Consider the following 12,436-nt stretch of genomic DNA (forward strand, 5'->3'; position numbering starts at 1 on the left):
CCACCCAAAACACGATCTGGACACAGCACGATGCCGCAGCTCCGCTGCGCGCGTCTGCGATCCTTTGCGAATTGAAGGAATGCAAAGTGAGCTTCAAATACAGTTTCACCTTTCCCATCGAAGGCCCCAACAAGCTCTCGCGGTTCAAGAGCTGGCTCGAGAAGAACGCGCCCGGCGTCGCCGTTTCCCTGCCCCCGCAGGTGCCCTCGAAAAGCACGTCGCTGACCGTTCGCGTCAGTTCCGTCGCCGACCGGGACATCCTGCTCAGGAACCTTGACGGGGCCTCGATCTAAGCCATAGGGCCGGCGTCGCCATCACTGGCGGCGCTGGTCCGCGCTACAGGCGTCCCGGACCGCACCATGGCGGTCCGGGATGTTTCGAAAACGAACCAAGGCCGTTCAGCTATTTAAAATTTTACTATTATCCTATTGTTTTTACTCATCTCTCTTTCATCAGAATCAACGATGCCTCTGCCGGTGAGCATTGTGACTTAACCCGATGAAGGAGACGGGACTTGAAAGACCGCTACGAGATCATCCTCGACCCTTCAAACCTCTGGACCGTCTGGGACAACTTAACCAACGAGCCGGCGGTGATCGGCATGACCATCGTTGCCGGCATCACCCAGTCCGAGGCCGAGGACGCCTGCTATGTTCTCAACGAAGTGGAGAAACGGCGGCGCAGCAGAGAAGAGCGCAGGCACGCCGCGAATTCCTGAAACATTCACTGAGACAGCCGCAGGTGCCGCAGATTGCGCCACATCCGGGCTTTCCTGCTTCAGAATATCGTCCTATTCGGGAACGGAACGATCCGATTCCCGGAGAGGAACATCATGAACCGCACCGCATCCGCCTTTCTGCTTGTCGCCGTACTGACGGGCCTTCTTGTCGCGCTCAGCTTCGCGCTGCGGATCAAGGGATACGGTTTCGGCACGCTCGGCATCGAGCGCCTCGACGGTCTGGCCAATGCCGCCAGCTTCATCCCGCTGGCAGCGCTTTACGCGTTCGCAGCCATGCTCGTGACAATCCTCCCCATTCGCGCAGCAGCCGTGGTTCACGCCAATGGCACAACACCGGTCTACTCGACGGCGCTGGTGCTTCTGGCAACCATTGTGGGCGTACAGGTCGCGCGCTTCGCCTTCGGCAATAATTCAGCGCTGTGGACGCTGATTGACTGGCAGTTCATCTTTGCCGCCGGCATCATCGTCGCGCATCTGTCGCTCGATACGCTGCGCCGCAACGTCCTTCTGCGGACGCTGGCATTCATCGGCTTCACGATCGCCACCCTCGCCTGCCTCTACTGGACGTTCCGCTTCTAGAACCGCCGCGAATCGCCGCCCGGTCTTGCGCGCCGCGTTCGCGCCAGGAGCAGCGTCTCAGCATCACAATCGACGCGTTTCCCCCAAAGATTACTACCCCGCCTCTAATCATTTTTAGGTGGGGGCTGAACCTATGGTGAGGCCTCAAACGGCCCTGCTCCACCGAATTTGCGGGTTTTTAGTCGCCGGTTCACGCACGACAATCCCTCCCGTCGGATAACTCCGAAAGGTCTGCCGCGAGAACTGATCTCGGGTCGCATCAAAGACGCGGGCGGTGGGGATTCGCTTCAGACATACAGGGTCGTCCGAATGAGGGAGGAGTGCATCTCGTTCGACATCCGAACGTGTTTCCGCACTTCAAAGGCGGCCGGAAGGCCGCAAAACAGCAGAACCGTGTGAGCACAATATCACCTGAGAGATGAACAGTGATCGTGTCCACACGGTTCTCATTTTGAGGATGAGGACACGATCATGCCCAAACAAAACGGTTTCGGCGTTTTCTTTCCTGGTTGGCCTGGGAACAGCCAGTCGCAGGATCAAGACCAGGATCAGGACCAGCATCAACATCAGGGTGAATGGCAGCATCAGGGCCAGGAACAGACTGCCCTGAACACGGCGGAAAACACGGCCGGCAATGATGCCGACAACAACGCCGACAATGATGCGAACAACACCAGCAACAATACCGGCACGAACGCCGCCAACAACACCGCAGGCAACGCCGCAAGCAATCAGGCAGAAAATGCCGCTGGCAACGAAGCCGCCAATGAGGCGGCCAACGCTGCGAGCAATGCGGCGCAGAACTCGGCCACAAACAACGCCACGAACAACACCGATGTGGCGACTGCCGTGGCCACATCCGTCAACACGTCCGTGAATGTCGGCCTCGACGGGTTCATCCCGAGTGATGACGACTTTGCAGATGTGGATGTCTATGACGGCGGTTCGGTCGACCAGCTGTTCATCAATCGCGATGGCGAGATTTCCTACGATCCGGGCGACGACATGACGTTCGAGGACATCCTGAACGACTCGCTCAATGGCGGCGGCAATGACAATGCCTTCGTGATCGGTCAGGTGAATGATCTCGTCGACAATGACACGCTTGAGAACCCGACCGTCTCCAACAATGCCGACTTCAACCAGAACGGCGACGCATCGGGCGGTGACGCCTATGCCGAAGAAGGCATCGTGGCCGGCGGCGACGGTGGCGAAGGCGGCGGCGATGCAGACGCCGACGGCGGCGCTGGCGCTCATGGCTGGGCCGATGGCGGCAACGCCAATGGCGGCGCGACCGATGACGCCAAGGCCTATGGCGGCAACGGCAATGGCGCAGCCGGCGGTTCCGGCGGCACGGCGACCGGTACGGGCCTTGGCCTCGGTGGTCTGGGCGTTGGCGTCGGTCTCGGCGGTGAAGGCGGCTCCGGTGGTGCCGGTGGCGCTGGCGGTGCTGGCGGCATGGGCGGCCTTGGCGGCACGGCAACCGGCGGTGACGGCGGTGAAGGCACCGGCGGCGACGGCGGTGACGGCGATGGCGGCGAAGGCGGCACCGGCGGTGAAGCCGGCGATGGCGGCGATGGCGCAGCAGCGGCCTCCGCAGCGGCAGCAGCAGACGCAGCAGCGGCTCTGGGCTTTGCAGACGCAGCAGCAGATGCAGCCGCAGCAGCTGCAGCAGCCCCTGGTGGCGATGGCGGCGCAGCAGGCGCTGGCGGCATGGGCGGCACCGGAACAGGTGCCGCAGGTGCTGAAGGCTCCGGCGGCAATGGCGGAACCGGAACCGGCGGCGACGGCGGCATGGGCGGCATGGGTGGCATGGGTGGCACCGGTGGCGCAGCCGACGGCGGCGGCGGCCTTGGTTTCGGCGCAGGTCAGGGCATGGGTATGGGCCTCGGCGCTGCCCGTGGCGGCAATGGAGGTGATGGAGGCGACGGCGCAGGCGGTTGGGCTTCTGCAGTCGGCGGAAACGCCGGTGATGCATGGGCCGGACCGGTCTCAGGCGGCAACGGCGGCGCCGGCGGCATGGGCGGCATCGCAACCACAGGTGCTGGCGGCGCAGGCGGCGCTGGCGGCATGTGGGGCTCCAACAATGGAGATGACGGCTATGTGACCGGAATCTCCGAGGCATCTGCCGATGCCATCGTGGATACGAGCGCCTTCAATCAACAGATCGTCATGGGCGCCAACGTGCTTGGAAACTCCGTGGACACGACAGTGGTCGGCGGCGATCTCAACAGCACGGTTGTCGGCGAAGACGACGCCTGACGGCAAACGAGAATTCCGGCGCCCTGTCCCCCTGGGCGCCGGAACCGGAGGTTTGCGCCTTTCACCCTTCGCCTGACACCCGCAAACCTCCGATCCTTTTTCGGGGCTGTCGACCGGCGATGGCAGAACACGAGGTTACTCGCCAAACCCGCAGCAAGGTAATGCTCCATGCATCTGGACTCCACCACGGAAGCAATCGCCCACTTCATAGGACTGTTCTCGCAGACGGTCGAAGAGGTGCGCATGCGGATGGATTATGTGGAGTTCGATCCGCTTGAAGAGACGGCGCCGGAGCAGGACGAACTCCTCAACATAAACATCAACATCATCAGCCCCTACCTTCTGAAGGACTACAGTCCGCGGGTGGAATACACGCCGCCTCCGACAGATCAGTTCAGGGAGAAGGTGGTTTCAGCGGTCGCGCACAATCCGATGGCGCTCGACGCCCAGAGCGGTGGCTTTGGCGGCGCGGGACCGTCTACTGACGCGATCGCCTTCAGAACCGGGGCCGAAGCCGCCGCCTTTCCCGAATACCAGCCGCTTGGCTCTCTCGCATGGTATGTGAAGCAGGAAGCGCGGCTCGAAGACAACGATTATCTCAGCATCGGTGATCATGGTCTGGTCATGAGCCAGGTCGGCGATCCCGGCGCAGCCCTTGCAGCACTGATAGGCGCTGCATCCGAATTCCAGCCCTTCAGCCATCTGGACGAACCCGGCTCGGCGGAAGAGATCGGCGATTTCATCATGCACGCGCCGCATCTGGCGGACGCCTTTGCAGATGATTTGCCCGATGGCGCAGACATATTCATCGCCCGCAGCGAGGCTCTCGAGGGGCAGTATGTGAATGGCGAGGCCGTTGAGGAAACGCCGCTTCTTGAAGACCACCTGCCCGATGGCGTGAAGGCCAACGGCGGCGAAGATGACGATGCAGAAACCGACTTCTCGCTCCATGCGAAGATCGAGGTTGAAGCCGGCGGCAATCTTCTGGTCAACGAAGCCATCCTCGTGAACGACTGGTATGGCGCGCCGGTGCTGGCGGTTGCCGGCGACTATGTTCATTTCAACACCATCAGCCAGTTGAATGTCTGGAGCGACAGCGACGCCGTTGGCGGCGCGCTCGAAGGCTGGCAATCGCTCACGGCGCAGCCGACAAAAGCCTTCAACATCGCGACGATGCAGACCATCGACAATCCGCGCCCTGAAACGGCCGGCAATGGCGAGGGCGAACCCGACTTCCCTTCCCACTGGCTGGTGTCGCGGATCGATGGCGACCTTGTTCTTGCAAACTGGGTCAAGCAGGTCAGCTTCGTCGAAGACAACGACATCACGGTGATGTCGGCAACCGGCGGCGGCACCGTGATTGAACTGGGCGGGAATCTGACCGTCAACGTCGCCTCGCTGGCCGAACTGGGCATCTATTACGACCTGATCATCATCGGCGGGAACATCTACAACGCCAACATCATCAGCCAGACGAACATCCTGCTTGATGACGATCTGGTGGGAACGCTCGAAGGGTTCGAGACCAGCGGCCCGACCTCGCTTTCCACCAGCGGGAACCTGCTCTGGAACGAGGCCTCGATCACCCAATACGGCACCATGTCGTTCGAGGCGCTGCCGCCGTCCTATCTGGAGGCGGCAAACCAGCTGGAGGCAGGCCCGGGCGCAGCTCCGGGCGCCCTGCTCGCCAGCGATGACTTTTCGGGAATGACGAACCTCAAGGTTCTCTACATTTCAGGCGACGTGGTGGACCTGCAATATATCAGCCAGACCAACGTTTTGGGCGATGCCGATCAGGTGGCGCTTGCAAAGGCGGGCGCAGAAGCCAACGCCGATGGCGACTGGAGTGTGTCGACCGGAGGGAATGCGCTGGTCAACCAGGCTGCGATCACCGATGGCGGCGTCAATGCGACGACCTATGCGGGCGGCAACGTCTATTCGGACGAATTGCTGATCCAGGCCGAGCTCATTTCAGACGATACCGGTCTCTACACGCAAAGCGGCGATGCGCTGGTGAACGAGGCGGTGGCATTTCTCAGCGATGACCTGATGGCTCCCGAACAGGATGGCGGGCACTCCGCACCGGATGCGGCAACACCGGATGCGGGTTCGGCAGACGTCATGCAGACCATGCTGGGTTAGCGGATACCGGGGGGAAACGCATGCTCGACAAACCGACAAAGCAACCTGCCCACGCGAAGGATGCATCATCCTGGGTGATCGAAGAAGCGCGGCCGAGAGAACAACGCGCAGAACCGCGCAGCAAACCACAGACGCTCTCGGTGGATCAGGAGATTTCCCGGATTTTCAGGGAAGTCGATGCGCGCGCAGCGCGGATGGCGCAAGAAGCAGCCAAACGGGAGGCGCAGCAGGACCGGGCAACGGATAATGCCGCCCCCAAAGCTTCCGAAACGCCACAGGCAAAGACTGCCCGGCGGGAAGCGGCAGCGCCGCAGAACAAGCCTCGGGAAGGCAGGAAGAGCGCGGCGAAAACAGCTCCTGCCGAGCAAAGGCAACGGTCGGCTGAGGAAGCGCCTCAGATCAAACAGTCGGGCGACACGAAGGAAAAATTCCATCGCCGTCTGGGGCCGGTCGACTTCTCAAAGAGCCTGTCCGCCGGGCTGGGCGCGGTGCGCAAGAACCTGCTGATGGTTCTGCTTTTCACCAATGCCAGCAACATTCTGGTGCTCGCGATCCCTGTCTATCTCTTCCAGATTTCGGACCGCGTTCTGACCAGCCGCTCCACCGATACGCTCATCATGCTGACCATTGTGATCATCGGGGCGGTGTTGCTGCAGGCGATTTTCGACGCGATCCGGCGCTTCATCCTGATGCGCACGGCCGTTGAGGTGGCAGCACAGCTGGGCGCGCCCATTCTGAGTGCGGCAGCGCGCGCTTCGCTGCATGGCACGGGCCGCGAATACCAGACGCTGGGCGACCTGCAACAGCTGCGCTCCTTCCTGGTTTCGGGCACGCTTCTGTCGTTCCTCGACATCCCGTTCGCGCCGATCTTCGTTCTCGCCGTTTTTCTGGTTCACCCGCATCTCGGCAGCATCGTGGTGCTGTCGGCCTTCCTGCTCATGATCGTCGCCTTCATCAACCAGCGCGCCACCGCCGCCCCGTTCGGCGAGGCCAATGTCTATCAGAGCAAGGCCAATATGCATCTGGATTCCATGGCGCGGAATTCGCAGATCATCAACGCGCTGGCGATGATCCCCGAAGCGGTGAAGATCTGGGGGCAGGACACGGCCGGATCACTGAAGGCGCAGGTCAAGGCGCAGGACCGCAACATCATGTCGGCCGCCACCTCGCGCGCCATCCGCCTCCTGACGCAGGTGGCCCTGCTCGGCTGGGGCGCTTATCTGGCGATCCAGGGATACATTACCGGCGGCATGGTGATTGCGGCATCGATCATCGCCGGTCGCGCGCTCGCGCCCATAGAAGGCTCCATCGAGGGCTGGAACCAGTTCATCCTTTCACGCGGCGCATACCGGCGCATCAAGGCGCTCCTGCAGGCCTCCCCGCTCAATCTGGAACGGCTCGTGCTGCCGAAACCCGAGGGACGGCTCGATGTGGAGCGCGTTCTCTACGTGCCGCAGGGAACAAAACGGGTCGTGCTCAACGGCATCAATTTCTCGCTGCGCCCGGGGGATTCGCTCGCAATCATCGGCAATTCCGGGGCCGGCAAGACCACGCTCGGCAAAATGCTGGTCGGCTCCATCCTGCCCACATCGGGCAGTGTGCGGCTCGATCTGATGGATCTGCGCAACTGGGACCAGCGCCAGTTCGGCGACAATATCGGTTACCTGCCGCAGGACGTTCAGCTCTTCCCCGGCTCGATCAAGGCCAATATCGCGCGCATGCGCGACGATGTGGACGACAGGGAAATCTATCAGGCAGCCATCCTGGCCGACGTGCATGAGATGATCGCCACCTTCCCGCAGGGCTATGAAACCATCGTGGCCGCCGATGGCTCACCGCTGTCGGGCGGGCAGAAGCAGCGCATTGCGCTGGCGCGCGCATTCTTCGGAAATCCACGCATGATCGTTCTGGATGAGCCGAATTCCAATCTCGACAGCGCCGGCGACGCCGCGCTTGCCCGCGCACTCAAACACGCCAAGGAAAACCGGATCACCATGATCGTCATCACGCAGCGGCCATCGCTGCTGCGCTATGTCGACAAGATCCTGCTGATGACCAACGGAACCATCTCGATGTTCGGCCGGCGCGAGGACGTGCTGCGCGCCCTTGCCGCCCACCAGGCCGGACAACTCGAAAACGGTCCCTTCGCCAACCAGCTTCCCTGAAGGGCAGGTCCATCATGAGCTCCACCGAAATCGCCAAGCTTCAAGACATGACGTGGTACGCGGAGGTGCCGCGTTCGATCCGCAAGCAGAGCATTGCCGGCATCATCCTGCTCATTATCTGTTTCGGCGGGTTCGGCATATGGGCCGCCTTCGCGCCGCTTGCAGCCGCCGTCATCTCACAGGGCAGTTTCGTCGCCACCGGTCAAAACAAGATCGTGCAGCATCTGGAAGGCGGCGTGATCAAGGACATTCTGGTGTCCGAAGGCGATCATGTGACCGCCGGCCAGCCGCTGGTGCAGCTGGACGAGACCTCAGCCCTTGCCAATGAACGCCAGCTTTTCCTGCGGCGGGCGCGGCTTGTGGCGATCGTCGCGCGGTTGTCTTCTGAATATGAGGAAAAGACCAGCATCGACTTCCCCGCCGATCTGACGGATCGGATGGCAGACCCGGAGATTGCGGAAATACTGGCGAGCCAGCGGCTCAATTTCGAATCCTCGCAGCGCAAGCTCCACAGTGAACTGGAGCTATTGAACAACAACATCGCCGCGCTGGAAATTCGCGGACGCGGCTACACGGCCCAGCACAAGGCCCTGACGCGGCAGCTCGCCTTCCTGACAGACGAGTATTCCGGCAAGCAGAAGCTCTATGAGCAGGGGCTGATGCGCAAACCCGAAATCTCCGCCATCCGGCGGGCCATGGCCGAGGCGGATGGCCAGCTCGGGCGTCTTTCGGCCGAAGTCGATGAAACCCATGCCCAGATGAAGCGCTATCGAGAGCAGGCCAACCAGACGCTCGCCGCCTATCGGCAGGCGGCCCTTGATGAGCTGCAGAGCATCGAGGCGGAGCTCGACGCGGTTCGCGAGCAGTCGCGCGCGGCAGAAAACATCCTGCGTCGCGCCACGATCAACACGCCAGTCGCAGGCACCGTCGTGCGGCTCTACTACCACACGCCCGGCGGCGTGATCGAAAGCGGCAAGAGCATTGCAGAGATTTTACCCTCGGACGTGCCGCTGATCATCGAAACGCAGATCCCGCGCACAAAGATCGACAGCGTGCGGGTGGGACAGGAAGCAACCGTGCGTCTGACCGCGCTCAACCAGCGCACCACGCCGGTCCTGACGGGCGAAGTGTTCTATGTTTCGGCCGACGCGCTGCGCGACGGCTCGGTCGATGAGAAACGCGAAATCTATCTGGCGCGGGTGCGGCTGCCGCCGAGCGAACTGGCGCGGGTTCACGGATTCCTGCCGACACCGGGTATGCCGGCCGAAGTCCTTATCCAGACGGCCGAACGCACCTTCTTCGAATATCTCTCGAAGCCCATCATGGACAGCATGAACCGGGCGTTTCGCGAGAACTAGGAAGGGTCACAGAAAGTAGACGACTGAAACGTGCGGTGATAGCATGAGGGACAATGAGCTATCCGAGGTGGACGCGAGCCGTTTCGCCATGAATGAAGCTACCCCACGTTTCCGAAAAGTACTCACACTGCTGGGGCAGCTCAATTACACGTGGACCAACACCGAGAGCCTTCTCATCCATCTGATCGCGGGACTTGCGCGGGTGGACATGGAAACGGCCACGATCATTTTCCTGACGCTGAACACGTCGCGCGCGCGGGTCGATCTGGTGGAGCGGCTGGCCAAGACATCGCGCACGGATGAGGCGGTTCGCAGGGATGTGCTGGGCGTTACGCGCCGGATGATGAGCGAAGCCAAGCTCAGGAACAAATACAACCACTGCATCTATTCCTTTGACGACACGGGCGAAAATGTCTCGACCCTGCTCATGCGGATTTCCGACAGCGGCGACCGGCTGAAATATGGCAAGGTGGACGCCATCGACGATGCGGAAATCGACAACATCACCGGGTCCATCAACCGGCTGATCGAGACCAACCGGGACATCTGGGCAATCGCAAAGCGGTATGGATTCCCGCTGTAAGGCCCGGCGTTAAGCCTATTTGGCGCAGCATTCATCAGTTTTGCCGTATCGGTCATCCCCTTTGCAGCAGGTAATGTTTTGTCGTGACCGGCTTTGGCCCGGCGGCGACAAGGGGGACCAGGGGTACCAGGGGCCAGACATGCCGATGGAGCAGATCAAACAGAGGATCAAGGGAGCCCGGGGCGCGGTCGCCCTGCCCTTCAAGACGGCGGCGGGTCGTCTGCGCATGGCAACAGGGCTTCCCGTGCGCTTTTCCGGCGCCTATGCCTCATTCGATGAAGCGCTTGCCGCCGCGCAGCGTCAGGGGCTTGCGGGCTATGATCACGACGCGGTGGCGGATGTGGCCTTCGAGCGCATGTGCCAGCTCGTTCCCTGGGATTATCCGCTTCTGTTTTGGCTCAGCCGACTTGAGAGCCACATCGGCACGGTGGTCGATGCGGGCGGTCATATGGGCACGAAGTTCAGGGCGTTCCGCAGGTCTCTGCCCTCCATCGACAGGCTGAACTGGACCGTCTACGACCTGCCCGCCATCGTCAAAGCCGGTGAGAAACGCGCCAGGGCGGATGGCCTGAGCGCGCTCACCTTCACGAGCCGGCTCGAAGATGGCGGCCCCTGTGACCTCTTTCTGGGGTCGGGTCTGCTGCAATATCTGAACGTTCCCCTGCCGGAGCTGCTTGGACGCCTGAGCGCTCCGCCCCGGCATCTTCTGTTGAACAAGGTCGCGCTGCGCAAGGGAAAGACGCTCGTGACGCTGGAGCGCATCGGCCCCGCTCTCGTGCCCTATCAGATCCGCAACGAAGCCGAATTTCTGGAGATGCTTGCGGCTCTTGGCTACAGGATTGAAGACCGCTGGAGCATTCCCTCGCTCTCCCATACCATCGACACGCACCCCGAATTCGGCGCCAGCGAAAGCGCTGGGTTTTACTGCGTAATGCCATGATTGCCGGGCTTTGCAGGGGCTGTTGCTCACTGGCAAGCCCTGCCGGTTATGCATGGCTACCCTCTCCAAAACCACTTTTCCTGACGCATTTTCTCCTCTACCAACGGTGCCCGCACCTACCGAGGTAGAGACATTGCAAACATCGACAATCCGAACAGCCACCTATCCAGCGGCCATTTTCGCCGTCTACGTGGCCGCTTCGATGCTCCTTCCCGCCGCCGTCGATCTCTATTACGGCAATGATGACTGGCAGGTTTTCGTCGTCTGCTCACTGGCGACAGGCGCAATCGCACTGACAATCGCAGCCGCCACACGCGCCCCTCTTACCCGTGGCTCCACCCAGTCCACATTTCTCGTGGTGGTCATTCTCTGGCTGATGCTCGGCCTGGTCGGCGCGCTGCCATTCTACACCGCCTCGCTCAAGCTCGATCTGGCCGAGGCCGTTTTCGAATCCGTCTCGGCCATCACGACGACCGGCTCCACCGTGATCTCCGGGCTCGACGGACTGCCGCCCGGCCTTCTCCTCTGGCGCTCAATCCTGCAATGGATCGGCGGCATCGGCGTTGTGGCGCTTGGCCTGTTCCTGCTGCCACTTCTCAAGGTCGGCGGGTTTTCCTACTTCCGGGTGGAATCCTCCGACATCGAAAACCGCCCCTTCGACCGTTTCATCAGCTTTCTGTTCGCGCTGGTCGGCATCTACTGCCTTTTGACCGGGCTCTGCGCGCTGTCCTATGCGGCCGCGGGCATGGACAATTTCGACGCGATCAATCATGCGATGACCACCATCGCAACCGGCGGGTTCTCCACCCATGATGCCTCGTTCGGCTATTTTGAGGGCAATACGGTGCTCTGGGTCGGCACATTCTTCATGCTGATGGCGGCCCTGCCCTTCTCGATCCTCGTCCTGTTCTTCGCACGCGGACGGCTCGACGCGCTGCGCGATCCGCAGATCCGGCTCTTTCTCGGCTATGTGACGGTGATCGTCATCGTTCTGGCCGTTCAACGCAGGATCACGACCGGCCAGCCCTTCGATGACATTCTCGCCTCCACGGCGTTCAACTTCGCGTCGATCATCACCACAACGGGTTTTGCCAGCGAGGACTACACGCTGTGGGGACCTTTCGCGGTGACGCTCGCCTTCTTCGCGACCTTCCTCGGCGGCTGTTCCGGCTCCACTTCGGGCGGCGTGAAGGCGTATCGCTTCCTCATACTGGGCGCGATGCTGCGCAATGGTCTGCGCCTTCTCATCCATCCACATTCGGTGCGCGCCCTGCGCTATGGCAAGCGCATCGTGGATGTGGAGATGCAGCGTTCGGTGGTTCTGTTCGTGGTCGGCTTCCTTGCCTCCTGGGTGCTGGCAACGCTGCTTCTGGCCGCCACCGGGCTCGACTTCCTGACCTCGCTCACGGGTTCACTGACGGCGCTTACCAATGTGGGTCCGGGCCTTGGCACCACCATCGGACCATCCGGCAATTTCGCGCCGCTCAGCGACTTTGCGAAATGGGTTCTTTCAGCGACCATGCTGCTTGGCCGACTGGAAATCCTTGCGGTCGTCGTCCTGCTGCTGCCGACTTTCTGGCGCGACTAACGAGCATGCTGGCCAGGGGCAGGCCCCTGGGTCAGACAAACAAAAACGGCCACCGCTCAAGAGCGATGGCCGCAAAACCC

The 12,436-nt window shown here is 61.7% G+C and carries 10 protein-coding genes; all 10 read left to right on the top strand.

The features are described from left to right. Positions 1 to 86: 86 nt before the first annotated feature. Positions 87 to 293 carry a hypothetical protein gene (locus DEJ54_RS15685; protein ID WP_113156323.1) on the top strand — a complete coding sequence of 69 codons (207 nt, stop codon included), beginning with the start codon at positions 87 to 89 and terminating at the stop codon, positions 291 to 293. A 221-nt stretch (positions 294 to 514) separates the two neighbouring features. Next, positions 515 to 718, top strand: coding sequence for a hypothetical protein (locus DEJ54_RS15690; RefSeq protein ID WP_113155394.1), 204 nt, complete (start codon positions 515 to 517; stop codon positions 716 to 718). A gap of 114 nt (positions 719 to 832) precedes the next feature. Continuing rightward, complete coding sequence (locus DEJ54_RS15695; protein ID WP_113155395.1) at positions 833 to 1,318, top strand: hypothetical protein; 486 nt, start codon at positions 833 to 835, stop codon at positions 1,316 to 1,318. A gap of 471 nt (positions 1,319 to 1,789) precedes the next feature. Further along, on the top strand, positions 1,790 to 3,580 hold the full coding sequence (locus DEJ54_RS23245) for a hypothetical protein (RefSeq protein WP_204360818.1): 1,791 nt from the start codon (positions 1,790 to 1,792) through the stop codon (positions 3,578 to 3,580). A gap of 168 nt (positions 3,581 to 3,748) precedes the next feature. Continuing rightward, positions 3,749 to 5,722 carry a type I secretion protein gene (locus DEJ54_RS15710; RefSeq protein ID WP_113155396.1) on the top strand — a complete coding sequence of 658 codons (1,974 nt, stop codon included), beginning with the start codon at positions 3,749 to 3,751 and terminating at the stop codon, positions 5,720 to 5,722. Between the two features lie 20 nt (positions 5,723 to 5,742). Beyond that, the gene (locus DEJ54_RS15715) at positions 5,743 to 7,887 is read left to right on the top strand and encodes a type I secretion system permease/ATPase (RefSeq protein WP_113155397.1); all 2,145 of its coding nucleotides are present in this window, start codon (positions 5,743 to 5,745) and stop codon (positions 7,885 to 7,887) included. A gap of 14 nt (positions 7,888 to 7,901) precedes the next feature. Then, positions 7,902 to 9,245 carry an HlyD family type I secretion periplasmic adaptor subunit gene (locus tag DEJ54_RS15720; protein WP_113155398.1) on the top strand — a complete coding sequence of 448 codons (1,344 nt, stop codon included), beginning with the start codon at positions 7,902 to 7,904 and terminating at the stop codon, positions 9,243 to 9,245. Between the two features lie 88 nt (positions 9,246 to 9,333). Then, on the top strand, positions 9,334 to 9,828 hold the full coding sequence (locus tag DEJ54_RS15725) for a hypothetical protein (RefSeq protein WP_113156324.1): 495 nt from the start codon (positions 9,334 to 9,336) through the stop codon (positions 9,826 to 9,828). A 139-nt stretch (positions 9,829 to 9,967) separates the two neighbouring features. Then, entirely contained in the window at positions 9,968 to 10,768 is an 801-nt protein-coding gene (locus tag DEJ54_RS15730) for a methyltransferase, TIGR04325 family (RefSeq protein WP_113155399.1), read from the top strand. A gap of 133 nt (positions 10,769 to 10,901) precedes the next feature. Continuing rightward, positions 10,902 to 12,356 carry a TrkH family potassium uptake protein gene (locus DEJ54_RS15735; protein ID WP_113155400.1) on the top strand — a complete coding sequence of 485 codons (1,455 nt, stop codon included), beginning with the start codon at positions 10,902 to 10,904 and terminating at the stop codon, positions 12,354 to 12,356. The last annotated feature ends 80 nt before the right edge of the window (positions 12,357 to 12,436 follow it).

Source organism: Nitratireductor sp. OM-1, assembly GCF_003296175.1.
Lineage (GTDB): Bacteria > Pseudomonadota > Alphaproteobacteria > Rhizobiales > Rhizobiaceae > Nitratireductor > Nitratireductor aquimarinus.